The 23,833-nt window shown below is 65.6% G+C and carries 24 protein-coding genes; 8 read left to right on the top strand and 16 right to left on the bottom strand.

The genetic code is table 11. The features are described 5' to 3' along the window. Positions 1–12: 12 nt before the first annotated feature. Genes ccoO through OOZ63_RS20495 form a run of 4 tightly spaced genes read right to left on the bottom strand, consistent with a single transcriptional unit; the run spans position 13 to position 4,626 of the window. Positions 13–636, bottom strand: coding sequence for a cytochrome-c oxidase, cbb3-type subunit II (ccoO, locus tag OOZ63_RS20510; RefSeq protein ID WP_266007467.1), 624 nt, complete (start codon positions 634–636; stop codon positions 13–15). Between the two features lie 13 nt (positions 637–649). Then, a complete protein-coding gene (gene ccoN / locus OOZ63_RS20505) occupies positions 650–2,116 on the bottom strand; it encodes a cytochrome-c oxidase, cbb3-type subunit I (protein ID WP_266007466.1) in 1,467 nt (488 codons plus the stop codon). Next, entirely contained in the window at positions 2,109–2,342 is a 234-nt protein-coding gene (ccoS, locus tag OOZ63_RS20500) for a cbb3-type cytochrome oxidase assembly protein CcoS (protein ID WP_266007465.1), read from the bottom strand. Before ccoS ends, ccoN begins: the two co-directional genes overlap by 8 nt. A 16-nt stretch (positions 2,343–2,358) precedes the next feature. Next, positions 2,359–4,626 (bottom strand): heavy metal translocating P-type ATPase, encoded by a 2,268-nt coding sequence (locus tag OOZ63_RS20495; RefSeq protein ID WP_266007464.1) that lies wholly within the window; start codon positions 4,624–4,626, stop codon positions 2,359–2,361. Between the two features lie 59 nt (positions 4,627–4,685). Here OOZ63_RS20495 and OOZ63_RS20490 point away from each other — a divergent pair, with 59 nt between their 5' ends. Beyond that, positions 4,686–5,129: a DUF192 domain-containing protein gene (locus OOZ63_RS20490; protein ID WP_266007463.1), complete on the top strand. Its 444-nt coding sequence runs from the start codon at positions 4,686–4,688 to the stop codon at positions 5,127–5,129. Between the two features lie 21 nt (positions 5,130–5,150). On the opposite strand, the gene OOZ63_RS20485 is transcribed toward OOZ63_RS20490, so the two are convergent. The 3 genes from OOZ63_RS20485 to xseA all read right to left on the bottom strand — a co-directional run bounded on the left by OOZ63_RS20485 (position 5,151) and on the right by xseA (position 7,608). After that, positions 5,151–5,540: a DUF3597 domain-containing protein gene (locus tag OOZ63_RS20485; protein ID WP_266007462.1), complete on the bottom strand. Its 390-nt coding sequence runs from the start codon at positions 5,538–5,540 to the stop codon at positions 5,151–5,153. A 122-nt stretch (positions 5,541–5,662) separates the two neighbouring features. Beyond that, a complete protein-coding gene (locus tag OOZ63_RS20480; protein WP_137942222.1) occupies positions 5,663–6,244 on the bottom strand; it encodes a superoxide dismutase in 582 nt (193 codons plus the stop codon). Between the two features lie 68 nt (positions 6,245–6,312). After that, positions 6,313–7,608 carry an exodeoxyribonuclease VII large subunit gene (gene xseA / locus OOZ63_RS20475; RefSeq protein WP_266007461.1) on the bottom strand — a complete coding sequence of 432 codons (1,296 nt, stop codon included), beginning with the start codon at positions 7,606–7,608 and terminating at the stop codon, positions 6,313–6,315. Between the two features lie 351 nt (positions 7,609–7,959). Between xseA and OOZ63_RS20470 the strand changes: the two genes are divergently transcribed. The 7 genes from OOZ63_RS20470 to OOZ63_RS20440 all read left to right on the top strand — a co-directional run bounded on the left by OOZ63_RS20470 (position 7,960) and on the right by OOZ63_RS20440 (position 12,646). After that, positions 7,960–8,607 carry a MotA/TolQ/ExbB proton channel family protein gene (locus OOZ63_RS20470; RefSeq protein WP_266007460.1) on the top strand — a complete coding sequence of 216 codons (648 nt, stop codon included), beginning with the start codon at positions 7,960–7,962 and terminating at the stop codon, positions 8,605–8,607. Continuing rightward, positions 8,604–9,023, top strand: coding sequence for an ExbD/TolR family protein (locus OOZ63_RS20465; RefSeq protein WP_266007459.1), 420 nt, complete (start codon positions 8,604–8,606; stop codon positions 9,021–9,023). The genes OOZ63_RS20470 and OOZ63_RS20465 overlap by 4 nt, the downstream gene beginning before the upstream one ends. A 4-nt stretch (positions 9,024–9,027) precedes the next feature. Continuing rightward, positions 9,028–10,041 (top strand): tetraacyldisaccharide 4'-kinase, encoded by a 1,014-nt coding sequence (gene lpxK / locus OOZ63_RS20460; protein ID WP_266007458.1) that lies wholly within the window; start codon positions 9,028–9,030, stop codon positions 10,039–10,041. A gap of 13 nt (positions 10,042–10,054) precedes the next feature. Continuing rightward, positions 10,055–10,243 carry a Trm112 family protein gene (locus OOZ63_RS20455; RefSeq protein WP_266007457.1) on the top strand — a complete coding sequence of 63 codons (189 nt, stop codon included), beginning with the start codon at positions 10,055–10,057 and terminating at the stop codon, positions 10,241–10,243. Beyond that, positions 10,240–11,004: a 3-deoxy-manno-octulosonate cytidylyltransferase gene (kdsB, locus tag OOZ63_RS20450; protein WP_266007456.1), complete on the top strand. Its 765-nt coding sequence runs from the start codon at positions 10,240–10,242 to the stop codon at positions 11,002–11,004. The genes OOZ63_RS20455 and kdsB overlap by 4 nt, the downstream gene beginning before the upstream one ends. Before the next feature lie 132 nt (positions 11,005–11,136). After that, positions 11,137–11,790 (top strand): adenylate kinase, encoded by a 654-nt coding sequence (adk, locus tag OOZ63_RS20445; RefSeq protein WP_266007455.1) that lies wholly within the window; start codon positions 11,137–11,139, stop codon positions 11,788–11,790. A gap of 97 nt (positions 11,791–11,887) precedes the next feature. Next, positions 11,888–12,646: a 3-hydroxyacyl-CoA dehydrogenase gene (locus tag OOZ63_RS20440; RefSeq protein ID WP_266007454.1), complete on the top strand. Its 759-nt coding sequence runs from the start codon at positions 11,888–11,890 to the stop codon at positions 12,644–12,646. Positions 12,647–12,725: 79 nt separating this feature from the next. Here OOZ63_RS20440 and OOZ63_RS20435 read toward each other — a convergent pair whose 3' ends face one another. The 9 genes from OOZ63_RS20435 to OOZ63_RS20395 all read right to left on the bottom strand — a co-directional run bounded on the left by OOZ63_RS20435 (position 12,726) and on the right by OOZ63_RS20395 (position 23,722). Beyond that, entirely contained in the window at positions 12,726–13,976 is a 1,251-nt protein-coding gene (locus tag OOZ63_RS20435) for a hypothetical protein (protein WP_266007453.1), read from the bottom strand. Positions 13,977–14,041: 65 nt separating this feature from the next. Then, entirely contained in the window at positions 14,042–14,473 is a 432-nt protein-coding gene (locus tag OOZ63_RS20430; protein ID WP_266007452.1) for an ExbD/TolR family protein, read from the bottom strand. Positions 14,474–14,489: 16 nt separating this feature from the next. Further along, positions 14,490–14,918, bottom strand: coding sequence for an ExbD/TolR family protein (locus OOZ63_RS20425; protein WP_137942211.1), 429 nt, complete (start codon positions 14,916–14,918; stop codon positions 14,490–14,492). A 25-nt stretch (positions 14,919–14,943) separates the two neighbouring features. Beyond that, positions 14,944–15,789 (bottom strand): MotA/TolQ/ExbB proton channel family protein, encoded by an 846-nt coding sequence (locus OOZ63_RS20420; RefSeq protein WP_266007451.1) that lies wholly within the window; start codon positions 15,787–15,789, stop codon positions 14,944–14,946. Between the two features lie 103 nt (positions 15,790–15,892). Beyond that, positions 15,893–16,546: an ABC transporter substrate-binding protein gene (locus OOZ63_RS20415; RefSeq protein WP_266007450.1), complete on the bottom strand. Its 654-nt coding sequence runs from the start codon at positions 16,544–16,546 to the stop codon at positions 15,893–15,895. 605 nt (positions 16,547–17,151) lie between these two features. Further along, on the bottom strand, positions 17,152–19,014 hold the full coding sequence (locus OOZ63_RS20410; RefSeq protein ID WP_266007449.1) for an ABC transporter ATP-binding protein: 1,863 nt from the start codon (positions 19,012–19,014) through the stop codon (positions 17,152–17,154). 6 nt (positions 19,015–19,020) lie between these two features. Next, positions 19,021–20,454 carry an ABC transporter permease gene (locus OOZ63_RS20405; protein ID WP_266007448.1) on the bottom strand — a complete coding sequence of 478 codons (1,434 nt, stop codon included), beginning with the start codon at positions 20,452–20,454 and terminating at the stop codon, positions 19,021–19,023. 21 nt (positions 20,455–20,475) lie between these two features. Next, positions 20,476–21,459, bottom strand: coding sequence for an ABC transporter permease (locus OOZ63_RS20400; RefSeq protein WP_266007447.1), 984 nt, complete (start codon positions 21,457–21,459; stop codon positions 20,476–20,478). Between the two features lie 10 nt (positions 21,460–21,469). Beyond that, a complete protein-coding gene (locus OOZ63_RS20395; RefSeq protein WP_266007446.1) occupies positions 21,470–23,722 on the bottom strand; it encodes an ABC transporter substrate-binding protein in 2,253 nt (750 codons plus the stop codon). Positions 23,723–23,833 lie beyond the last annotated feature (111 nt).

Raw genomic sequence — 23,833 nt, 5'->3', positions numbered from 1 at the left:
GCGCCTTCTCCTTTACTTGACAGCGGTGCCCAGCACCTGCAAATAGGCGATCACGGCGTCCATCTCGGTCTTGCCCTTGACGGCCTCGGCCGCACCGGCGATCTCGGCGTCGCTGTACGGTGCACCCAGTAGGCGCAGCGCCTTCAGCTTGGTCGGCATCTCGGCCGGATCGACCGTCGCGGTGGCCAGCCAGGGGTACGCCGGCATGTTCGACTCGGGCACCAGGTCGCGCGGATTGATCAGATGGATGCGGTGCCACTCGTCGTTGTACTTGCCGCCGACGCGGTGCAGATCCGGTCCGGTGCGCTTACTACCCCACTGGAACGGCCTGTCGTAGACGAATTCGCCGGCGGTCGAATAATGGCCGTAGCGCAGCGTCTCGGCGCGGAAGGGGCGGATCATCTGCGAGTGGCAGTTGTAGCAGCCTTCGCGCACATAGATGTCGCGGCCGGCCAATTGCAGCGCGGTATAGGGCTTGAGCCCGGGCGCGGCCTCGGTGGTCGAGCGCTGGAAGAACAGCGGCACGATCTCGACGACGCCACCGACCAGCACGGTCAGCAGCACCAGCACGATCATCAGAAAGTTGTTGGTCTCGATCTTCTCGTGACCAGCGACGGGTTTGTTGTTGTCAGCCATTGTGTTTGCTCCCTCAGGCATGCGCCACCACGGCGGGGATGCGAACCGGTTCGGGTCGCCCGGCACGCATCGTCATCACCACGTTCCAGGCCATGATCAGCATGCCGCCCAGGTACAGCAAGCCGCCCAGCAGACGGATCACATAGAAGGGATAGGTGGCCTTGACGCTCTCGACAAAGGTGTAGACCAGGGTGCCGTCCGGATTGACCGCGCGCCACATCAAGCCCTGCATCACGCCGGCGATCCACATCGCGGCGATATAGAGCACGATGCCCAAGGTCGCGACCCAGAAGTGCAGCTCGATCGCGCGTTTGCTGAACATCTCAGTGCGGCCATACATGCGCGGGATGAGGTGGTAAAGCGAGCCCATCGAGATCAGGCCCACCCAGCCCAAGGCACCGCTGTGCACATGGCCGACGGTCCAGTCGGTGTAGTGGGACAGCGCATTGACCGTCTTGATCGACATCATCGGCCCCTCAAAGGTCGACATGCCGTAAAAGCTCAGCGAGACGATCAGGAACTTCAAGATCGGGTCATCGCGCAGCTTGTGCCAAGCACCGCTGAGAGTCATGATGCCGTTGATCATGCCGCCCCAGCTGGGCGCCAGCAGCACCAGCGAGAACACCATGCCCACGCTCTGCGCCCAGTCCGGCAGCGCCGTGTAGTGCAGATGGTGCGGGCCCGCCCACATATAGGTGAAGATCAACGCCCAGAAGTGGACGATGGACAGGCGGTAGCTGTAGACCGGCCGGCCGGCCTGCTTGGGGATGTAGTAGTACATCATTCCGAGGAAGCCGGCGGTCAGGAAGAAGCCCACAGCGTTGTGGCCGTACCACCACTGCACCATCGCGTCCTGCACGCCTGCGTAGGCCGAATAGCTCTTGGTCCAGCTGACGGGAATCGCCGCGCTGTTGACCAAGTGCAGCAGGGCCACCGCGATGATGAAGGCGCCGAAGAACCAGTTCGCCACATAAATGTGGCGAACCTTGCGCGTGCCCACAGTGCCGAAGAACACGACGGCGTAGCTGACCCAGACCACGGTGATCAGGATGTCGATCGGCCACTCCAGCTCGGCGTATTCCTTGCCGCTGGTCAGGCCCAGCGGCAGCGTCACCGCCGCCGCGACAATCACCAGCTGCCAGCCCCAGAAGGTCAGCCAGGCAAGACCCGGCGCGAACAGCCGCGTCTGGCCGGTGCGCTGCACCACGTGATAGGCGGTCGCGAACAGTGCGCAGCCGCCGAAGGCAAAGATCACCGCATTGGTATGCAGCGGCCGCAAGCGGCCATAGCTCAGCCATGGGATGCCGAAGTTCAGCTCCGGCCAGGCCAACTGGGCGGCGATGATGACGCCCACCAGCATGCCCACCACACCCCACAGCACGGCGGCCAGCGCGAACGCCCGCACCACACCGTCTTCGTAATGGGGCCCCGAAATCCCGGCAGCCCTCGCCGGCGCGGCCGGCTGCGAAACACTAGCCATTGACATGCTTCTCGCTCCTGTCTTCCTCAGATGCAGAAAATTGTCTGCCCGCCAGCGCTCGGGAGGCTTGATCGCCATCAACCCCGGCCGCTTCCCCCTCGAAGATCCGTTCGCCTTCGCGTTCCAGATCGTCCAATTGACCACTATTGATCGCCCAGCCGAACAGGCCCACGATGCCCAGCACCAGCAGCACCGACATCGGGATCAAGAGATAAAGAATGTCCATCGTGTGAGCTGCCTCGTCAGCGCCTGAGGCGGTAAGCGTTCATCACCACCAGCAGCGAGCTGGCCGCCATGCCCAGGCCGGCAGCCCAGGGCGGTAGCAGCCCGGCGAGCGCCAGCGGAATGCAAGTGGCGTTGTAGAGCGCCGCCCAGCCCAGGTTCTGCCGGATCACGCGGCGGGTGCGAAGCGCAAGCGCGCGGGCCAGCGCCACATCGACCAGCCGGCCAGAGAGCAGCACACCATCGGCCTGCGCGCGTGCGATCAGCGCGCCCTGCCCCATCGCCAGACTGACATCGGCACGCGCCAGTACCGGCGCATCGTTGATGCCGTCGCCCAGCATCAGAACGCGCCGGCCCTCGGCCTGCAGCTGTGTCACTGTCGCCAACTTGTCCTCAGGGCTGGCGCCGCCCTGTACCGCCGTGATGCCGGCCCGCGCCGCCATCGCCGCGGCGCGCTCGGGCGCATCGCCCGACAGCAGCAAGGTACGCAGGCCCTGCTCGTGCAGCCGCGCGACCGCCTCGCGGGCATCGGCCCGCAAGACCTCACCGAACTGCAGCAGCAGCATCGACTCGCCGGGCCGGCCAAAGCACAGCTGGGCCTCGGGCAGGGGTGAGTCTTTCGGCAAGACCTGACCCTCAGCCACCCAGGCCGGCGCTCCCAGCCGCCAGACCTGCCCCCCGGCGTCCAAAGCCTGCAGCCCGCGCCCCGGCAGCTCCTGCACATCGCGCCAGTCAGTCGGCGCCGCGGCAGTCGCAGCCGCCAGCGCGCGCGCGAACACATGCTGGGAGTGCTGGGCCAGCGCGGCGGCCTCGGCGATCAGCGCACCAGGCTCGGCCGGCCAGCTCTGCAGCAAGACCATGCCCTCCTCGGTCAAGGTGCCGGTCTTGTCAAGCACGATGGTGTCGACGAGGGCCAGCCGCTCCAGCATGTCCAGCCGCGCGAGCAACATGCCGCGCCGCGCCAGCGCGGCCGCAGCGGCCAGCCAGGCCGAAGGCGCGGCCAGCGACAGCGCGCAGGGGCAGGTGACGATCAGCACCGAGACCGCGACCCAGACGGCGCGCTGCGGATCGATCTGGCTCCAGACCAGGGCCGCGCCGGCTGCCAGCGCCAGGACCGTCCACAAAAACGGGCCGGCTACCCGATCGGCCAGCCGCAGTTCGGCCGGGCGCTGGGTCAAGGCCTTGCGCATCAGGCGCACGATGGCGTCAAAGCGGGTATCGGCGCCGACGCGCAAGACCCGCACCAGCAGCGAACCGCTCAGATTGATGCTGCCGGCCACGACCTCGTCACCCACCGTCTTGGGCACCGGCCGCGACTCGCCGCTGAGCAGCGCCTCGTCGGCCTCGCTGCGGCCCTGCTCAATGCGGCCGTCGGCGGCAAAGGCCTGGCCGGCCGCGATACGCAGCAGATCGCCGACGCGCAGTAGGGCCGGGCTGACCCGGCTGCTGCTGCCATCGGGCTCAATGCGCTCCACCCAGTCCGGCAGGCCGGCCGTGGCGCGTTCCAGTTCCTCGGCGACGCGATGGCGCGCGCACAGCTCCAGCCAGCGACCGGCCAGCAAAAAGCAGACGAACATCGTCAGCGAGTCAAAATAGACCTCATGGCCGAACGGCCCGCCCGGATCAAAGGTGGCACCGCTGCTGGCCACAAAGGTCACGGCAATGCCCAGGCTCACCGGCACATCCATGCCCAGGCGGCGCTGACGCAGCTGATGCCATGCGCTGGCAAAGAAAGGGCCGGCCGAGAACAGCAGCACCGGCAGGCTCAGCACCCAGGCACCCCAGTTCAAGAGATGCTGCAGATCGGCGCTCATCTCGCCGGGCGCGGCCACGTAGATGGGCCAGGCCAGCATCATCACCTGCATCATTAGAAAGCCGGCGACGAACAGGCGCCACAGCGCACGGCGCTTCTCGCGCTGGCGCAACTGACGCGCCGGCGCGGCAACATCAGGCTGGGCCTCGTAGCCGGCCCGCGCCACAGCACCGAGCAACTGGCTCAACCGCACCTGCTGCGGATTCCAGCGCAGCTGCAGCCGCTCAGCCGCCGCGTGGACCTCGGCACCCAGCACCCCGGGCTCGGCCAGCAAGGTGCGCTCGATGATGCCGGCACAGGCGGCGCAGTGCATGCCGGCCAGCCGCAATTGCGAGGTGGCCCGGTCCTCGCCGGACCATTCGGTGAAAGCGGCCTGGGCTTCGCGCTGATCGATCACTTCCGAGCCGGCCGTCAAGCCAAGCTCAGGCCGGCCAAAGCCGGCAGGCAGGGATTCGGTCAGGGTCGATGCGCTCATGGGTCGGCGTGTGTGCCTCTTGTCAGCCCATAATCTAAAAAGAACTCGCCTTCTTCGACATGACTTATATCAAGACAAGCGCAACTCTCCTACTGGTTCTCGCCCTGGGCCTGGCCCAGGCGCAGGACAAGCCTCAGCAATTGCCCGTCACCCCGCTGACTGCGGGCATGCACCTGATCCAAGCCGAGGTGGCCCAAACTCAGGAGCAGCGCGCCATCGGCCTGATGCACCGGCCCAGCATGCCCACCAATGCCGGCATGCTCTTTGTCTTCGAAGAGGCCGGCGTGCAGTGCTTCTGGATGAAGAACACCTTGCTGCCGCTCTCGATCGCTTTCGTCGCCGATGACGGCAGCATCGTCAACATCGCCGAGATGCAGGCCATGTCCGAGGCCTCACACTGCTCGGCCAAGCCGGTGCGTTATGCGCTGGAGATGAACCAGGGCTGGTTCGCCAAGCGCGGCATCAAGGCCGGCACCAAGCTCAGAGGCAAGCCCTGGCAGTAAGCGCTGGCCCGGCCCGCCGCCTCAGAGCAGCTCTTTGGGGATGTTGCCGCCGTTGTCGGCCAGCTTCTGCAGCACGGTCTTGTGCAGCCACATATTCATCTGGGCCGAGTCGCCCATCTTGTCGGCGGGGCAACCCAGCTCGGTGGCGAGCTCCTTGCGCGCACCCAGGCTGCTGTCCAAAGCCAGCAGCTTCATCAGGTCGACGATGGAGAGCTTCCAGTTGAGTTTTTCGGGGCTCTTGGCGGCCAGCGCTTCGAGCTGCGCCACCACATCCACCGCCGAGATCGCCACCGGGGCGGCCGGTGCCGCCGGCGCAGTTGGCGCCGCGGCGGGCACGTCCGCCGCAGGAGCCGGCTCGGCTGCATCAGAGCCGAAACCGAGCTTGTCGAGAATCTTGCTGAACAGTCCCATCGCCACATCTCCCCGTAGAGGCACCGCGACCCTCGCGATGACGGCCCATACTACAGGCAAGACTTGGCCCGATCATGAAAAAAGCCGGTACAAGACCGGCTCAGGCTCAAAGGCAGTGACGCTCAGGCGTAATTGGCCTGCGCGAATTCCCAGTTGACCAGGTGGTTCAGGAAGGCCTCGACGAACTTGGGACGCAGATTGCGGTAGTCGATGTAGTAGGCATGCTCCCACACGTCGACGGTCAGCAGTGCCTTGTCTGCGGTGGTCAGCGGCGTGCCGGCAGCGCCGGTGTTGACGATGTCCACAGAGCCGTCAGCCTTCTTGACCAGCCAAGTCCAGCCGGAACCGAAGTTGCCGACCGCGCTCTTCGTGAAGGCTTCCTTGAAAGCGTCCAGACTGCCCCACTTGGCGTTGATCGCATCGGCCAGCGCGCCGCTCGGTGCGCCGCCGCCCTGGGGCTTCATGCAGTTCCAGAAGAAGGTGTGATTCCAGATCTGGGCCGCGTTGTTGTAGATGCCGCCGCTGGAGGTTTTGATGATCTCTTCCAGGGTCTTGGTCTCGAACTCAGTGCCCTTTTGGAGATTGTTCAGGTTGACCACATAAGCGTTGTGATGCTTGCCGTGGTGAAACTCCAGCGTCTCGGCGCTGTAGTGCGGCGCCAGGGCGTCCTTGGCATAGGGCAAAGCGGGCAAGGTATGTTCCATATCAACTCCTCTTCAATCGATCGTTCGGGTGGATGACTTCAGTCCGGCTACGATTGTAGGCAGCTTGGCTATGCCCTTGGCTTTGTGGCGAGTACCTGCAGCTGCGCCTCGCCGTCAGCGAGCACCGCATGCACCTGGGTCTGCGGCTTCAGTTGGTGCACCGAGCTCAGCGCGCGCCCCTGGCCGTCGTCCAGCCAGGCGTAGCCGCGAGACAGCACACGCTTGGGGTCCAGCGCCTGCAGCCGTGCCTGCAGGCTGTCCAGTCGCGTGCCATGGCGCTGCAGCAGGTTCTCGGCCGCCCGGTCGCGTCGCTCCTGCAGGCGATCCAGCGACTGGATGTGCCGCTCCACCGTCCGGGGCAAGGCCTGCCCCCAGCGCTGGGCCAGCAAGGCGAGGCGACGACGCTGATGCTGCAAGGCCTCGGTCGGCCGAGCCAGGCGCAGCGCCGCGCGATCCAGCCGCTGGGCGGCAGCGTCCAGGCGCTGGTCCATGCGGCGCATCAGCGCGCCCGCGAGCGCCTGCAGCCGGGCCAGCTCGCCGGCCTGGGCCGGGGCGGCCAGCTCTGCGGCGGCGGTGGGGGTGGGCGCGCGCAGGTCAGCGGCCAGATCGCACAGCGTCACGTCGGTCTCGTGGCCGACGCCGCAGACCACCGGCAGGCCCGACTCGGCCACCGCGCGCACCACCCGCTCGTCATTGAAGGCCCACAGGTCTTCCAGCGAACCGCCGCCGCGGCACAGCAACAGCACATCGACCTCGGCGCGCGCATTCGCCGTCAACACAGCCTGGACCAGGGCCGGCGGCGCCTCGGCACCCTGCACCGGGCTCGGGTAAACGACGACCTCGACCTGCGGCGCACGGCGGCGCAGCGCCGTCAGCACATCGTGCAGAGCGGCACCGGCGGTGGAGGTGATCACGCCGATGCGCCGAGGGAAGGCCGGCAGCGGTCGCTTGCGGTCCGCCGCGAAAAAGCCCAGCGCCTCTAGCTGGGCTTTCAGGCGCAGGAACTGCTCGTACAGCGCACCGGCCCCGGCGCGGCGCATGCTCTCCACGACAAACTGCAACTCGCCGCGCGGCTCATACAGGGTCAGCCGGCCGCGCAGCTCGACCAGTTGACCGTCGCCGGGCGCGAAGTCCAGCAGCCCAGCAGCGCGACGGAACATCGCACAGCGCAGCAGTGCGCTCTGCCCCTGGGCATCCTTCAGGCTGAAATAACAATGGCCGCTGGCCGCCCGTGTGAAGCCCGAAATCTCGCCCTGCACCACACAGACCGCAAAGCGGGTCTGCAAGGCATCGGAGACCGCATGCAGCAGGGCTGCGACACCCCAGACCATGCGGCCTGGCGCGGCTTGGAGGGCATCAATCATGCGCAAACCCATGGCTGGCGCGGGGGCAGAACTCCACAGCCGCGCCAGATGGGGCCTGGCGGACTATTCGGCGCGTCACGGATATGACACACGCGCATAAACGCTTGTTTTTCAAGTCTTTTTTCATGCCTAAAAAATGAGCAATTTGTCCAAGCCCTTGATTTTTCGGGCCTCGGCGGGCCACCGGGCCGGCTTGCCCACAAAGTTATCCACAGCGAAAGTGGACTGTTCGGATCTGCGGGCAAGACCTGACGCCGAGACTGCCGAAGCAGGCCCGCCTTCGGGCCATAATCGCGCGCATCGCGGCGGGCCGGTTAACGGTCGGCCCTGTCTTCTCAAGAGGGAGCGCCTTTGTTTTCGATCATACAAGCCGCCGGCTGGCCGATCTGGCCATTGCTCCTGTGCTCCGTGGTGGCACTGACCCTGGTCATCGAGCGACTGGCCAGCCTGCGCAGCGCGCGCATCGCGCCGCCCACCCTGCTCGATGAGGTGCTCAGCGTCACCAACCAGCACCTGCCTAGCGCAGAGATCGTCAACAAGCTGGCCGAGAACTCGGTGCTGGGCCAATTGCTTGCCAGCGGGCTGCGTGCGGTGATCGCCGATCCACGCATTCCCGACGCCAGGCTGCGCCAGACCTTCGAGCTGGCCGGCCGGTCCGCCATCCACAAGCTCGAGCGCTATCTGAACACGCTGGGCACGATAGCGACGGCCGCGCCGCTGCTGGGCCTGCTGGGCACGGTGGTGGGCATGATCGAGATTTTCGGCAGCCAGAGCCCCAGCGGCGCGAACCCTGCGCAGCTGGCACACGGCATCTCGATTGCGCTGTACAACACCGCCTTCGGCCTCATCATCGCGATCCCCTCGCTGATGTGCTATCGCTATTTCCGTGGCGTGGTCGAGGGTTATGTGTTGGAGCTGGAGCAGGCCAGCGAGCGCTTCATGAATCATCTGACGCGCTTCACCCAGACCGCACAGCCCGCGGTGCGCCCCGGCCCATGAAGTTCCGCCAGCGCAAGGCCGACGAGCCCGAGATCAATCTGATCGCCTTCATCGATGTGCTGCTGGTGATCCTGATCTTCTTGATGCTGTCGACCACCTATTCCCGCTTCACCGAGCTTCAGGTCACGCTGCCGACGGCCAATGCCGACAAGCTGCAGGAGCGGCCGCGCGAGATCATCGTCGCCATTTCGGCCGATGGTCGCTATGCGGTGAACCGCCAGACTGTCGAGGGCCGCACGCCGGAACTGCTGGCCGCCGCGCTGCAACAGGCCAGCGCCGGCCAGCCCGAGACCATGATCATCATCTCGGCCGATGCCAACGCGGCCCATCAGGCCGTCGTCAACGTGATGGATGCGGCACGCCGCGCAGGGCTCAACCGCCTGACCTTTGCCGCCCAGGGCGACGCCGCGAAGTAGCCCGATGAGCCTCGCCGAGCGCCTGCAGCGGGCCTGGCAAGAAGGCGGCCCGCTGGCCCAGGCCTTGCGCCCGCTGGGCTGGATCTACGGGCTGCTGATCGAGATCCGCGCCCTGCTCTACCGGCTCGGCCTGCGGCGTGCCGAGGCCTTGCCAGTTCCGGTCATCGTGGTCGGCAACTGGATTGTCGGCGGCGCCGGCAAGACCCCCACGACGCTGGCCTTGCTGCGACTGCTGCAGGCCCAGGGCATTGCGGCCGGTGTGATTTCGCGTGGCTATGGACGCGACAACGACGAGGTCCGTCTGGTCGGGCGCACCAGCGCGGCCAACGAGGTCGGCGACGAGCCGCTGCTGATCCATCTGCGCAGTGGCGCGCCGGTGGCCGTGGGCCGCGACCGGGTGGCTGCCGCCCGTGCGCTGCTGGCCGTGCAGCCCGAGCTACGCCTGCTCATCAGCGACGACGGGCTGCAGCACTGGCGGCTGCCGAGGAGCTTGAGCGTGCTGGTGTTCGACGAGCGCGGCCTGGGCAACGGCCGGCTGCTGCCGGCCGGGCCGCTGCGCCAGCGCCGGGCCATGAGCGCCGAGCCCAGCCTGGTGCTGTACAACGCCGGCGCGCCCAGCACCGAGCTGCCAGGCCACCTGGCGCGACGCCACCTTGCCGGCGCGGTGGAACTGACCGCATGGTGGCAGGGCGCAGCGGTCGATCCGCAGGCCTTGCAAGGCCTGCGCGGCCGCCCGGTGCTGGCGGCCGCCGGTCTGGCACAGCCGGAGCGCTTCTTCACGATGCTGCGCGCCCAGGGGCTGGACATCCTGCCCCTGCCCTTGCCCGACCATCACGACTTCAGCGAACTGCCCTGGCCGGCCGACACCGCCGATGTCTTGCTGACCGAGAAAGACGCTGTCAAGCTGCGACCCGAGCGCCTGGGTCGCACCCGGGTCTGGGTGGTGGCGCTAGACTTCAGGCCCGACGACTCCTTTGAGCGCGCACTGCAGCAAGTGTTGCAGGCGCTGCTGAAATAGAAGAACGATAGCTATGGACATCCGATTGCTGGAAATGCTGGTCTGCCCGATTTGCAAAGGGCCTCTGGAGCATCAGCGCAGCGGCGACGGCAGCGGTGATCGCGAGCTGATCTGCCATGCCGACCGCCTGGCCTTCCCGGTGCGCGACGGCATCCCGGTGATGCTGGAGAGCGAGGCGCGGGTGTTGGACGCGCCGCAATGAGCCAGGGCTTCACGGTCATCGTGCCGGCACGGCTGGCCTCGACGCGCTTGCCCAATAAGCCGCTGGCCGATATCGGCGGTCTGCCGATGATTGTGCGGGTCGCGCAGCGCGCAGCGCTGTCGCAGGCCCGAGAGGTGGTGGTCGCAAGCGACGCACCCGAGGTCCTGGCAGCCTGCCACGCCCATGGCGTACGCGCGCTGCTGACCCGGGCCGACCATGCCTCCGGCAGCGACCGGCTGGCCGAAGCCTGCGAGCAACTGGGGCTGGACGGCAGCGATCTTGTTGTCAATGTGCAGGGCGACGAGCCACTGATTGCGCCGACCATGATCGACGCCTGCGCTGCGCTGCTGCGCGAGCGCAGCGATTGCGTGATGAGCACAGTAGCCCACGCGCTGGACGACACAGCGCAAGGCCGGGCCGAGTTCACCAATCCGAATGTGGTCAAGCTGGTGACCGATGCACGCGGCACGGCGCTGTACTTCTCGCGCGCGCCGATTCCCTGCTGGCGCGACGGTTCAGGCCCCCGGCCCGGCTCGGCCCTGCGCCATGTCGGGCTGTACGCCTACCAGGCCGGCTTCTTGCGCCGCTTCCCGAGTCTGGCGGCCAGCCCGCTGGAGCAGATCGAGTCGCTCGAGCAATTGCGCGTGCTCTGGCATGGCGAGCGCATCGCGGTGCACATCAGCGCGGAGCGTCCTGGACCCGGCGTCGACACGCTTGAGGATCTGGCGCGGGTACGCGCCCTGGTCCAGGCCGGCGCCTGAGTTACACAGGCATGACAACCGCGTCCCGCGTCAGCGGGGCGTAGGCCCTCCCATGCTATCCTCGCCCGCAGTTTGCAAGGGCGACTTCCTTCATGGCTGGCCGCCCTTTCCATTGAAAATCGAGGAGACCCCGTGCGACTGATTCTTCTTGGCGCCCCCGGCGCTGGCAAAGGCACCCAAGCCGCTTTCATCTGCCAAAAGTTCGGCATCCCGCAGATTTCTACTGGCGATATGCTGCGCGCCGCCGTCAAGGCAGGCACCGAGATGGGGCTGGCCGCCAAGAAGGTGATGGATTCGGGCGCCCTGGTCGGCGACGACATCATCATCGGCCTGGTCAAGGAGCGCATTGCACAAACCGACTGCGCCAAGGGCTTTCTGTTCGACGGCTTTCCCCGCACCATCCCTCAGGCCGATGCGATGAAGGCCGCCGGCGTCAAGCTGGACTTCGTGCTGGAGATCGATGTGCCGCACAGCGCCATCATCGAACGGATGAGTGGCCGCCGCGTCCATGTGGCCTCCGGTCGCACCTATCACGTCAAGTTCAACCCGCCCAAGGTCGAAGGCAAGGATGACGCCACTGGCGAGGATCTGATCCTGCGCGAGGACGACAAGGAAGAGACCGTCAAGAAGCGCCTGGACGTCTACCAGGCCCAGACCCGCCCACTGGTCGACTACTACTCGCAGTGGGCCGCCTCGGGCGATGCCAACGCACCGCAGTACCGCCGCATCGAGGGCCTGGGCTCGGTCGACGAGATCACCGCACGCGCGCTGGCCGCTCTCAGCTGAAGCAGCTGCACGCCAGATCTGACAAAGCCGCTGTTCAGCGGCTTTTTCTTGATCGACAATTGACGTTTACGTCAACGTAATCAAAACAGGAGACTTTATGGACATCGCAGGCAAGGTATTCATCGTGACCGGCGGCGCGTCGGGCCTGGGCGAAGGCACGGCTCGCATGCTGGCGCGCGAAGGCGCGATGGTCGTGATCGCCGATCTGCAGGTCGAGCGCGGCGAGGCGCTGGCCAAGGAGTTGCACGGCGCCTTCGTCAAAGCCGACGTCAGCCAGGAGGCCGATGGCCAGGCCGTGGTCGCCAAGGCGGTCGCGATGGGCAAGCTGATGGGCCTGGTGAACTGCGCCGGCATCGCACCAGCCGCCAAGACAGTCGGCAAGGAAGGCGCCCATGCGTTGGCCTTGTTCAGCAAAGTCGTTACCGTCAATCTGATCGGCAGCTTCAACATGATCCGCCTGGCCGCCGAGGCCATGAGCAAGAATGAGCCCGAGAGCACCGGGGAGCGCGGCGTGCTGATCTCGACCGCTTCGGTCGCTGCCTATGACGGCCAGATCGGTCAGGCGGCCTATGCAGCCTCCAAGGGCGGCGTGGTCGGCATGACCCTGCCCATCGCCCGCGATTTGGCGCGCAACGGCATCCGCAATATGACCATCGCGCCCGGCATCTTCGGCACGCCGATGCTGTTCGGCATGCCGCAGGAGGTGCAGGACGCATTGGCCGCCGGCGTCCCCTTCCCGTCCCGCCTCGGCACGCCCGAAGACTATGCCAAGCTGGTAAACCAGATCATCACTAACGAGATGCTCAACGGCGAGGTGATTCGCCTGGACGGTGCGATCCGGCTGGCGCCGAAGTAAGCAGCGCTCTCGATCAAAGGAAACGGCCTCCGAGGAGGCCGTTTCTCATGCACTCAGGCGATACAACCCACAGCGGGCCTTACTTCTTGGCGCTGCGCGAATGGATGGTCCACAGGCGCGCCAGTTCGGCCGCGCCGTCATTGCCTTTGACGCCGCGCCAGGCGGTCTGAGCCTTGGCGATGTCACCGGCCGTGAACAAGGCCAAGCCCTGATACAGCTTGGCATCGTCGGGGCGCTTCAGACTCCCCTTGGCGATGCCAGCCTCGACCAGCTTCAGACCATGGGCGGCCTCGCCACGGAAGACCTGGGCCAGACCCAGCGAGACCAAAGCGTCACCTTCCTTGGCAGCTTCGGCGGCCTGCTCGGCGCCCGCCTGGGCAGCCTTGGCCTCACCGATGCGCTTGACCATCAGGTCCAGCAGGCGCTTGTGCCGCGCACCTTCAGCACCTTGACCCAGCACATTGGCAGCTAGCCCCTTCTCGACCACCTGCTTGCCCTCTTCCGGATAGCCGGCCTGGGCGGCCAGCTGAGCCATCTCCATATAGTCGTTGGCATCACGCATATTGCCGGTCGCCAGCTTCAGGCGGAACACGTCCAGGCCAAAGCGCGGCGAGAAGCCCCGCTTCTGCGGCAGACCGCCGAGGATCTGCGCCCACAGCTCCTTGCGCGGGTAGTAATTCAGCAGCTTCTCGGTGGCCAGTGCCTCGGTGGCGACGTCGTTCTTCTTCTGCGCCGCGTACAGCAGCAGATTCAGCTTATCCTGCGACGGCGCCTTGCCGGCACGCTCGTCGGCTTGCACTTCGGCCAGCGTGTCCTTCAGCACAGCCGTCATATCGCCCGACTTGAACTGAGCCTGCTGCTGCACCGTCTTCATCGTGCCGCTCGAGCCGCCGGCGGCGAAGTACTTGTTGGCCCACTCCAGCGCTTTCGGCGCATTGTTGGCGCGCAAGTAGGTGCCGGCCACGGCCTCCATGTACTGCAATTGCTGAGCACCGGCCAGGCGGGGCTTCAAAATTTCGAAGGCGCGGGCCATCGAATCGGGATCGTTGGCACCCATCGCGGCAGAGAAGCGTGTGCCTTCAATGGCATTGTTCTCAGCAGCAGTGCGGCCTGACACGCCTTCAGCGTCGCGCACCTTGGCCAGCGCTTCCCTGTACTTGCCGCTCTTGATCAGCGCAGCAGCGTCCTTCAGGTGCTTGCCCACCTCGGGACGCACTGACTCGGCCTGGGCCGCGGCGCTGGCGAAACCCAGCTCGCCCTGCGGGGCGGCGCCGAACACAAAGGCCGCAGTACCGACGGCGACGCTAGCGAGGGTCTTGAACTTCATCATTGCATTCTCCTAAGAAAAAAACGCGCCGCCCTTGCGGGCAGCGCGTTCGTTCGATCATGCCTGCATCAGTCGATGAACTGCTCGTTGCCGACCATGCCCATCTTCTTGACACCGAGCCGCTGAGCAGCCGCCATCACCGCCGCCACATTGCCGTACTCGACCAGCTTGTTGGGCTTGATGTGGATCTCGGACTGGTCCGGCTCCGCCGCGATCTCGGCCAGCTTGGCCTCGACCTCGGCATGATTTGCCAGCGCCACACCGTCCCAGCTGACCGTGCCGTCGAAGTCGATGAAGACCTCGTGCACCACCGGCTCCTTGGTCGGCGGCGGCGGGTTGCCCGCCGGCATGTCCAGGTTCACCGAGTGCAGCTGGATCGGAATGGTGATGATCAGCATCACCAGCAGCACCAGCATCACATCGATCAGCGGCGTGGTGTTGACGTCCAGCATCACCTCGGGTTCGTCACCACCGGACGAGCTGCCTACATTCATTCCCATGCTCTAGCTCCTCGCCTCAACCACCGCGCGCCGGAGGCTCGGTGACGAAGCTGATCTTCACGATGCCCGCACGCTGGCAGGCCACCATCACGCGCCCCACCGATTCGTAGCGCGATTTCTCGTCGCCACGGATATGCACTTCGGGCTGCGGGTCAAGCACCGACACCTTCTTCAGTCGCGCCACCAGCGCTTCGCTGTCCGGCACCAGGGCGGTGTTCCAGTAGACGTCGCCGTCCTTGGTCACCGCCAGCTCGATATTCTCCGGCTTGGTCACGCGCACGACATTGGTCTCTTTGGGCAGAGACAAGGTCACCGATTGCGTCACCACCGGAATGGTGATGAGGAAGATGATCAACAGCACCAACATCACGTCCACGAGTGGCGTGGTGTTGATGGTCGAGACCACTTCGTCATCGCCGGAAGAGGATCCGACGTTCATGCCCATGATTAATGCTCCGGGTCGAAGCGGCTTAGCGCTTGGCGACCGAACGGTTGCCCATCAGCACGCCGTGCAGGTCGGCAGCGAAGGCACGCACCTGGCCCATCACGGCCTTGTTGCGATTGACCAGCCAGTTGTAGCCCAGCACGGCCGGCACTGCCACGCCCAGACCGATGGCGGTCATGATCAGCGCTTCACCCACCGGGCCCGCGACCTTGTCGATCGAAGCCTGGCCGGCCACGCCGATGGCGGTCAGCGCTTGCAGAATGCCCCACACCGTGCCGAACAGGCCGATGAACGGCGAGGTCGAACCGACAGTGGCCAGGAAGCCCAGGCCGGTCTGCACGCGGCTGTTGACTTCGCCCACAGCGCGCTCGACGTTCATCGTCACCCAGCTGCTGTGGTCGATGTTCTCGGTCAGCGCGCCTTCATGGTGCTCGGAGGCCTCGATCGCCGACTCGGCGATGAAGCGGAATGCGCTGCCTTCCTTCAGGCCCTTGACGCCTTCAGCCAGGCTGGCCTTCTTGAAGAAGCTCACGCGCACGCTCTTGGCCTCGGTCGCCAGCTTCTGGGTGTCCCACAGCTTGGTGATCAGGATGTACCAGCTGCCCATGGACATGATGACCAGCAGCAACAACACGCCCTTGGACACGGCATCGCCGTGGTCGATCATGGCCTTCAGGCCATAAGGGTTCTCAGCCGGCTCGGCCTTGGCAGCGGGCGCGGCCGGAGCGGCAGCGTCCAGCGCTGCGGGCGCAGCGGCCTCCACCGGGGCGGAGGCAGCGTCAGCGGCTTGGGCGTGAGCGGCCAGAGGGGATGCAGCCAGGGTCGCGGCAAATGCGATTGCGGCGAACAGGCCGGAGATACGAGAGATCATGGAGTCAACTCCTACGCAATAGAGATCGAGAGATCGGTTGTCGGTTGAGAGGCACCGGGGCGGGCTCTGGCCCTGCCCGGTCGCCCGGAAAATGGGGTCTTGCTTATTCGATGCGGAACTGGAACTCCTGCTCGAACACGTGGTCGCCCGGGCATTCGTAGGTACTTTGCAGCGTGTCAGTGATGGCGGCGATCAGGGCGCGCTGCACCTTGCGATCATTGCCACCACGCATCTGCGAGCTGGTCACTTCGATCGAGCTGACGCGACCGGCCTTGACCGTGGCAAGCACCTTGAACAAAGCATCACCGCTCCAGTTCACGGCCGGCACCTCGGGCTTGCCCATCTTGGTGCAGACCATGCCGGCCGTGATCTTGGCGGGCTTGGGGGCCGGTGCGGGCGCCGGTGCCGGGGCTGGCGGCGGCGCAGCGGCCACCTCACGCGTCGGCGGCGGCGTGTTGCTGACCGGTGCCTGGATCGCGTTGGGCGGCGGCGGCGCCGTCACCTGCACCTCGGGCGGCGGCACGAACGGCGGCGGCGGTGCCTTCATGTCCGGCGGCGGCGGCACGACCTTCTCCGGCGGCGGCGGCGGCTTGACCTTCTCCTCCACCACCTTCACATCGATCGGACCCTTGATCGCCTCGACGGCCTTGCGGGCCAGACCGCTGGCCAACGCCCAGATGATCAGCACGTGAATCACGATCACGATACCGATACCTGTAAAGCGGGACGCCCCTTGCTTCTCCTGCGCAAAGTTCATGCGCGCTCCTTCATAAGACTGCGAAACTTTTTCATCGACATATGCGGGGAGTTCGGCTCTACACAGCGCCTGCTTAGAAACCTACGAGCCCCAACTCAGACCGGAGCTCGGAGCAGTTCTTGCCGGCTGTGCGAGAGACTGCACCAGACACCAGGGGCGGGCACAGAGGCGCCGTTCGCTGGCAGCCGCAACATGCTTGCGGCTCGGGTGCATCTGCTGGCTGCAGAATGGACATCACAACTCATCACTCGGGGCACGATGGGAACCCACACTCAACAAAAATGCCCACTGGCTTGTGGCCCGCGGGCGGTTCTTCAAGTCGGAACAGCGTTGTAGTTAAACTACAGATCACCGGACCATGAAGCGGCCTAGATCATAAACGAGTTGACCCGGCCAACCGGCATGGGGCTTACCCGAGCTGACCAAGCGCTTACACACTGAAACTCCGGCGTATCCTGATCTTCACTTTCAACGCCGAACCCACAGTGGTATCTTACTGGTACTTTCGCCGGCGGACCGGCCTAAGAATTCAGGGTTTTCACCATGAACCCCTTGAAACAGGGTGCTGAGCGCCCACACGGCGCGCGGTCGAGCTCGGCGTGCCCTCAGCCCGGTACGCCGGCCTGCACATCGCGGTGCTGCACCCGAGGTACCGCCGCCAACAGCGTGCGCGTGTAGTCGCTCTGCGGATGCCCCAACACGGCAGCACTGCCGCCGGCCTCGACGATGCGCCCCGACTGCATCACCGCCACCTCATCGGCGATGTATTCGACGACGCCGATATTGTGAGTGATGAACAGATAGGATAAGCCTCGCTCGCGCTGCAAATCGCGCAAGAGATTGAGAATCTGCGCCTGCACGGACACATCCAGCGCGGAGGTCGGCTCGTCGCAGACGATCAGGCGCGGCTCCACGGCCAGCGCCCGAGCGATCGCGATGCGCTGGCGCTGGCCGCCGGAAAACTCGTGCGGGAAACGCTCCAGCGCATCGCGCCGCAGGCCCACCTGGTCGACCAGCAGTTCAAGATTGCGCCGCCGCGCCGCCGCATCGAGATCGGGCCGCAAGGCCTGCACCCCCTCTTCCAGCAGCTCGTAAACCCGCATGCGCGGATTCAGCGAGGCAAACGGATCCTGAAAGATGATCTGCACCTGACGGCGCGCCTCGCGCAGCGCATCGCCTTGCAAGGTAAACAGATCTTGCCCGTCGAGCAAGGCCTGACCCTCGATCTGAGCCTGAGTGCGCAGCAACTGCACGATGGCCTTGCCCGAGGTGGTCTTGCCACAGCCGGACTCGCCGACCAGGGCCAGCGTGCGGCCCGGCAGGATACGGTAGGACACATCGTCCACCGCATTGAAGTATCGCGGGGCGCCGCGCTCCAGCAGGCCACGCTTCAAGGCAAAGCGCACCCGCAGATTCCTGACCTCCAGCAAGGGCTTGTCCGGGTCGCTGGCCGGCACGGCCGGCCGCGCGATAGCCGCCGCCGCCGCGGCCGGCACCGGCAGCGCCTCGCCAGGGTGAGTATAGAGACGGCAGCGCACCTGGTGGGTAGCACTCAGCGCCGTCAGCTCGGGCACTTGGTCGTGGCAGGCCGGCATCACTCGGTCGCAGCGTGGCGCGAAGCGGCAGCCGCTGAACTCCATCCACAGCGGCGGCACGGTGCCGGCAATCGCGGCCAGGGCCTCGCCGCGCTTGCCCGCGTCCGGCAGCGCCTGCAGCAGCAGTCGCGCATAGGGGTGCTTGGGCGCGGCGAAGAACTCCTCGGCCGGCGCGACCTCGACGATCTGGCCCGCATACATCAGCGCGACCTGGTGCGCCATGCCCGAGACCACGCCCAGGTCGTGGGTGATCAACAGCACGCCCAACTGGCGCTCGCGCTGCAAGTCCTTGAGCAAGTCAAGGATCTGCGCCTGGATGGTCACATCCAGTGCCGTGGTCGGTTCGTCGGCGATCAGATAATCCGGCTCGGCCGCCAGGGTCATCGCGATCATCACGCGCTGCTTCTGTCCACCCGACAGGCGAAACGGATATTCGTCGATACGGCGCTCGGGCTCGGGAATGCCCACGCGCTTGAGCCAGTCGATCGCCTTGGCCCGGGCCGCCGCGCCGCGCAGCGGCGTGTGCGCCTCGATGGCCTCGACGATCTGGGCCCCGACACGCATCACCGGGTTCAGGCTGGTCGAGGGCTCCTGGAAGATCATGCCGATGCGGCCACCGCGCACCGAGCGCATCTGCGCCTCGGGCAGGCCGAACACATCCTCACCCTCCAGGTCCAACCGGCCGGCAGTAATGCGGCCGTTGTCGGGCAGCAGGCGCATCAGGGCCAGCGCCGTCATGCTCTTGCCACAGCCCGACTCGCCGACCAGCGCAAAGGTCTGGCCGCGCGTGATCGCCAGACGCATGCCATCGATGGCGCGCACCAGGCCGGCATCGGCGTCCAGCGCCACCTTCAGATCTTCAATCTTCAACATGGCTTCTTACTTCTTCGCAAGAGACAGCACACGCGGACGCAGGCTGCGCGAACGCGGATCGAAGGCGTCGCGCACACCGTCGGCGAACAGATTGGCGGCCAGCACCAGAGTCACCATGAAGCCGAAGGCGGCTACAAAGCTCCACCACACCACCGGGTCGCGCGACATCTCGGAGCGGGCCAGATTGATCATGCCGCCGAAGCTGTTCATACTGGGGTCGACGCCGACGCCCACATAAGTCAGCACCGCCTCGTAGAGGATCAGCTCGGAGAAGCTCAGCACCACGGTGATCAGCACCAGATGCATCACATTGGGCACGATGTGGCGGGCCATGATGCGGCCATGGCTGACGCCGAATGCGGTGGCCGCCTGCACATAGTCAAGCTCACGCAGCTTCAGCGTCTCGCCCCGAACCAGCCGGCACAGCCCGGCCCAACCGGTCACGCCCAAGATCACGCAAAGCAGGAACATCTTCAGGTCCGAGCGCTCAGCGCCGGTCTCGAACAGCTCCGGGTTCTTGTCCAGAAATACCTGCACCATCAGCACGCAGGCGGCGATCAGCAGCACATTGGGCACCGAACTCAAGGTCGTATAGATGTACTGGATCACCTCGTCGACCCAGCCCTTGAAGTAGCCGGCCAGAATGCCCAGCACCAGGGCCAGCGGCAGGGTCGCCAGCGTCGAGATCGCGCCGATCACAAAAGCGGTCCGTATGCTTTTGAGGGCCTGGTAGAGCACATCGTTGCCGGTGCGGTCGGTACCGAACACGTGGTAGTGCCCCATCAATGCCACCGTCGGGCCGATCAGCAGCAAAGCCGCACCCAGGGTCAGCAGTAGCGCACGCAGCGGGTAGTGGGTGCGGTCGGCCAGCAGATCGCGCCAGGCCCGCGCAAAGCCGCCGTGCCCGGCCGCGAGCGCCGCCGCAGTGGCAAGCGCCGCCAGCAGGGCCAGCAACAGGCCGGCGGCCATGCCGCCAAGCGCGCGCCGACCGACGTCGCCTGCCCAGTCGGCCGCCGGGTCCGACAAGTGCGCGCCACCAAAGCTCAGGCGCGGAAAGTCGCGCGTGGTCTTACCGGCGGCGTCGGTGACGCTCTCCTTGTTCAGGCCGACATAGGCCAGCGGCGCCGAGTAGGTGGTCTCGCGCATCTCGATCTGGCGCGTCAGCGCCAGGTCCAGCAGCGACTCGGTGCGGGTGTCGTAGAAGACCTGTGCGTTCTGCGCCGGCAGCGCGCGACGGAAGTGCACGCTGTCCAGCGCCGTGACGAGCACAAACAGCAGCATCACCAGGCCAGCCGAGGCGGCGGCCGGGTCGCGCAGTACGCGGCTCCAAGTGGCACGCAGCGTTGGATGCGAACGAATGCGCAACACATAGGCGAGCAGCGCGGCGAACAAAGCCCACAGCGCCACATCGGTCCACAAGAAAACAAGCTTGAATCCCATGATGGTCAGCGATCTATCCGTTCAGGCCAGACGCACCCGGGGGTCGACCCAGGTGTAGGCGATATCGATCAGCGCATTGGTCGCGATGTAGAGCACCGCACCAAGGAAGACCATGGTGCGCACGATGGCGAAGTCCTGGCCGGTGATGGCCTCGATCACGAAGGCGCCCAGGCCGGGGATGCCGAAGAAGCTCTCGAACACCAGGCTGCCCATGAAGACATAGGGCAGATAGGCACCGGCGCTGGTGATGATGGGGATCAGCGCATTGCGCAGCACATGGCGGAACAGCACGATCTGCTCGGACAGGCCTTTGGCCCGCGCGGTGCGCACATAGTCCTTGCCGACCTCCTCCAGGAACATCGCCCGGTACAGCCGCGCCTCGCCGCCCAGCCGCGCCAGCAGCGACAACGCGATCGGCAGGGCCAGGAACTTGATCGCGTCCAGGCCCGGCGCATAGCCGTTGATCGGCACCAGCTTGAGCAGGCGCGAGAAGAAGTATTGGCCGACGATGATGTAGAAGAGACTGGAGATCGACAGCATCAACACGCACAGCACCACGCCCCAGAAGTCGATGCGGGTGTTGCGGAAGAACACCAACATCAGCGCGAAGGCGGTGCTGACGATCACCTGGAGGATGAACAGAGGCACCGCCAGTTGCAGGCTGACCCCCATGCGGGTCTTGATCTCGTGCCCGATATTGACGGCCTGGCGCGCGTCCGAGCGACCAAAGTCCAGCATCATCAGCGAGACAGAACGCTCCCACAGAATCGTCTTGGTCAGCTTGTGTGCGCCGGCCTCGGCCTCGTTCCAGTACAGCGGCTTGTCATAGCCGCGCTCGGCCTTCCACTTGACGATCTGCTCCTGGGTGACACGTTTGCCGCCGATGTTCAGGCGGGCCATATCGTCGGGCGTGTTGACCGAGAAGAACAGGAAGAAGGTGAACAGGTTCACCCCAATCAGTATCAGCAGGCCGTAGCCGAGACGGCGGATCATGTAGCTCAGCATCGCTCGTCCCTCAGGCAACGGTCTGCGGTTTGACATAGCCACGCGCGGTGGCCTGCTCGCGAGCGCGGAAGCTGCGGCGCGTGGTCCAGACAATGGCGGCCGCACCGGCGATCAGCAGCAGCAGCGGCCACCAGATCGGCCGGTTCCACTCGGCCTGCCGGGCCACGCGCTGCTGCGCGTCGACGCGGTAATAGCGCGCCATATCGCGCACCATGATGCCGGGCTTGCCGTTGTAGACCCAGGGCTGGAATGCCAGGCCCACATAAGGCCAGTAGCCCCAGGCCCACGGTGAATCCTCGCGCACGAGTCGCACCATCTGGTCGATCACCTGCTGCTTCTCCGGGCCGTCGTCGATGCTTTGCAGGCGGCGGTACAGGCGGTCGTACTCGGGGTTCTCGTAGTTGGCGGCGTTCTCGCCCTCGTGCTTGGACTTGCTGTTCGGGCCGTAAAGCAGGAACAGGAAGTTCTCTGCATCCGGATAGTCGGCCAGCCAGCCCCACCAGAAGATCTGGTGCTTGCCCTTGATGACCTTGTCCTGGAACTGGTTGTAGTCGGTAGCGCGGATCTCCAGCTGCACACCCAGCTTGGCGAACTGCTTGACCATCCAGTCCAGCTCGGCCTTGATCTCGGGCGTGGTGGTGCGCTGATAGTCGTAGTTCAGCACCAGCGGGCGGCCGGTCTTGGCGTCACGCCCGTCCGGGTAGCCAGCCTCGGCCAGCAGCTTCTTGGCATCCTCGATCGGGCGGCGCACGACCTCACCGTTGACCAGATGATGGGTCACCGGATTGAAGCCCTCGGCCGTGCCCTCGCGCGAGCCGAACACGCCCGGCGGCACCGGCCCATGGGCCGCGACCCCGCCCTTGGTGCGGAAGATGCGGCCATAGCCCTCTTCCCAGTCGATCGCGATCGACAGCGCCTGGCGCAGCTTGCGGTTCCTTGCCTGCTGCTCGGGCGTATCGCCCTTTCCGACCACCGGGTCCATCCAGTTGAAGCCCAGATACCAGCTGTTGATGTCGGTGACCAGCGGGAACTTGAAGCCTTTGGCCTGATAGGCGGCCTTGACCTCGTCGGAGTCGTCCATATCGACCTGGAAGTCCACGCCCCACTCGGGCCTCTCGATCTCGGGTACGTCCAGATAACCCTGCTTGAACATCTCCTTGCGCGGCACCTTCTCCTTGATGATGGTGGAGACGATGGTGTCGACAAAAGGCATGGTCTTGCCGCAATCGTCCAGCAGGCCGGCCTTGCGATCGGCATCCGAGCCCTCGCAGGGATAGATGTCGCCGCGATAGTTCGGATTGCGCTTCATCACATGGCGCCGATCCTGCACATACTCGGTCATCATGAAGGGCCCGGTGCCAACCGGCCACTGGTTCAGCGACAGGCTGTTCTCGCTCATGCCAGGCTGGGCATAGAAGGCATCGGCCTCCCAGGGCAGCGGCACAATAAAGGTCATCGCCATCCAGTACTGCCACTGCGGGTACTTTCCCTTGACGCGCACACGCAGGGTGTGGCTATCCAGCGCTTGTGCACCCTCCAGCGGCCATTGGCGGAAGTCCAAGAAGGGCTTGTCGCGGATGGTCTCGGGCAGGCCCTTGAGCAGCTTGGCGTTTTCCTGGCGCACCAGCTTGCCGTACTCCTTCAGCCCCAGCACATACTCGGAGAAGATCGCGTAGATCGGCGCCTCGATGCGCGGGGTCGCATGGCGCTTGATTGCGTAGACATAGTCCTCGGCCACCATCTCGCGCGTGCCCTGCACCTCGAAGTCCCAGGGCGAGCGCTTGTCGCCCAGCTGTTCGCGGCTCAGGTGGTGGTACAGGTAGTTGCCCTTGGCGTCGGTGGCCAGCGCCGGATGCGGCGCGTACTTGATGCCCTTTTTGATCGAGATGTCGTAGACGCTCTGGGCGATCTGGTCGGCCGGCGCATCGTCGGGCAGGCGCTTGCCGTCCTTGTCGAGGTAGTAGGGCTTGACCACCTTCTCTGCGGTCTTGGGCACCAGCTCGTAAGGCCTCTTCAGATAGTGATAGGCGTACAGCGGCTCATAGATCTGATAGGTGTAAACCGACTCCGGATTGCTGTAGGAAGCGATCGGGTCCAGATAGCGCGGCGAGCGCTCGTCGAAGGAGTTGTAGAGCGTGTTGTCCGCGGCAGCGCCGAGCGGATAGGGGCTGTTGTTGCAGGCCGCCAGCAGCAGTGCGGCGGCGGCACTGAGGCCCAGACAGATGCTGCGGCACCATTGTTGGCCACGTCCAAGCCCATGCATGTAAAACCCCTCCAGAGCGGCCGTCGCTGACCGACACCTGCGTAAGGGTCGGCGCGGCGGCAATGAAAAACAACGAGCCTCCGGCACCGGCGGCTCGTGACCGCATGCTCT

This window comes from Paucibacter sp. PLA-PC-4, from assembly GCF_026241155.1.
In the GTDB taxonomy this organism is placed as follows: Bacteria; Pseudomonadota; Gammaproteobacteria; order Burkholderiales; family Burkholderiaceae_C; genus Roseateles_E.
This window is presented reverse-complemented; position numbering and strand designations above follow the sequence as displayed.

Excerpts from the sequence above, each read along its gene's own strand:
- OOZ63_RS20430 (WP_266007452.1), bottom strand. The coding sequence starts at position 14,473 with ATGGGAATGAATGTAGGCAGCTCGTCCGGTGGTGACGAACCCGAGGTG.
- OOZ63_RS20415 (WP_266007450.1), bottom strand. The coding sequence starts at position 16,546 with ATGAACTTTGCGCAGGAGAAGCAAGGGGCGTCCCGCTTTACAGGTATC.
- OOZ63_RS20395 (WP_266007446.1), bottom strand. The coding sequence starts at position 23,722 with ATGCATGGGCTTGGACGTGGCCAACAATGGTGCCGCAGCATCTGTCTG.
- OOZ63_RS20455 (WP_266007457.1), top strand. The coding sequence starts at position 10,055 with ATGGACATCCGATTGCTGGAAATGCTGGTCTGCCCGATTTGCAAAGGG.
- OOZ63_RS20495 (WP_266007464.1), bottom strand. The coding sequence starts at position 4,626 with ATGAGCGCATCGACCCTGACCGAATCCCTGCCTGCCGGCTTTGGCCGG.
- ccoO (WP_266007467.1), bottom strand. The coding sequence starts at position 636 with ATGGCTGACAACAACAAACCCGTCGCTGGTCACGAGAAGATCGAGACC.
- OOZ63_RS20485 (WP_266007462.1), bottom strand. The coding sequence starts at position 5,540 with ATGGGACTGTTCAGCAAGATTCTCGACAAGCTCGGTTTCGGCTCTGAT.
- OOZ63_RS20490 (WP_266007463.1), top strand. The coding sequence starts at position 4,686 with ATGACTTATATCAAGACAAGCGCAACTCTCCTACTGGTTCTCGCCCTG.
- OOZ63_RS20465 (WP_266007459.1), top strand. The coding sequence starts at position 8,604 with ATGAAGTTCCGCCAGCGCAAGGCCGACGAGCCCGAGATCAATCTGATC.
- OOZ63_RS20420 (WP_266007451.1), bottom strand. The coding sequence starts at position 15,789 with ATGATCTCTCGTATCTCCGGCCTGTTCGCCGCAATCGCATTTGCCGCG.
- kdsB (WP_266007456.1), top strand. The coding sequence starts at position 10,240 with ATGAGCCAGGGCTTCACGGTCATCGTGCCGGCACGGCTGGCCTCGACG.
- OOZ63_RS20440 (WP_266007454.1), top strand. The coding sequence starts at position 11,888 with ATGGACATCGCAGGCAAGGTATTCATCGTGACCGGCGGCGCGTCGGGC.
- OOZ63_RS20435 (WP_266007453.1), bottom strand. The coding sequence starts at position 13,976 with ATGATGAAGTTCAAGACCCTCGCTAGCGTCGCCGTCGGTACTGCGGCC.
- OOZ63_RS20405 (WP_266007448.1), bottom strand. The coding sequence starts at position 20,454 with ATGGGATTCAAGCTTGTTTTCTTGTGGACCGATGTGGCGCTGTGGGCT.
- OOZ63_RS20480 (WP_137942222.1), bottom strand. The coding sequence starts at position 6,244 with ATGGAACATACCTTGCCCGCTTTGCCCTATGCCAAGGACGCCCTGGCG.
- xseA (WP_266007461.1), bottom strand. The coding sequence starts at position 7,608 with ATGATTGATGCCCTCCAAGCCGCGCCAGGCCGCATGGTCTGGGGTGTC.
- OOZ63_RS20410 (WP_266007449.1), bottom strand. The coding sequence starts at position 19,014 with ATGTTGAAGATTGAAGATCTGAAGGTGGCGCTGGACGCCGATGCCGGC.
- lpxK (WP_266007458.1), top strand. The coding sequence starts at position 9,028 with ATGAGCCTCGCCGAGCGCCTGCAGCGGGCCTGGCAAGAAGGCGGCCCG.
- ccoN (WP_266007466.1), bottom strand. The coding sequence starts at position 2,116 with ATGGCTAGTGTTTCGCAGCCGGCCGCGCCGGCGAGGGCTGCCGGGATT.
- OOZ63_RS20400 (WP_266007447.1), bottom strand. The coding sequence starts at position 21,459 with ATGCTGAGCTACATGATCCGCCGTCTCGGCTACGGCCTGCTGATACTG.
- ccoS (WP_266007465.1), bottom strand. The coding sequence starts at position 2,342 with ATGGACATTCTTTATCTCTTGATCCCGATGTCGGTGCTGCTGGTGCTG.
- OOZ63_RS20425 (WP_137942211.1), bottom strand. The coding sequence starts at position 14,918 with ATGGGCATGAACGTCGGATCCTCTTCCGGCGATGACGAAGTGGTCTCG.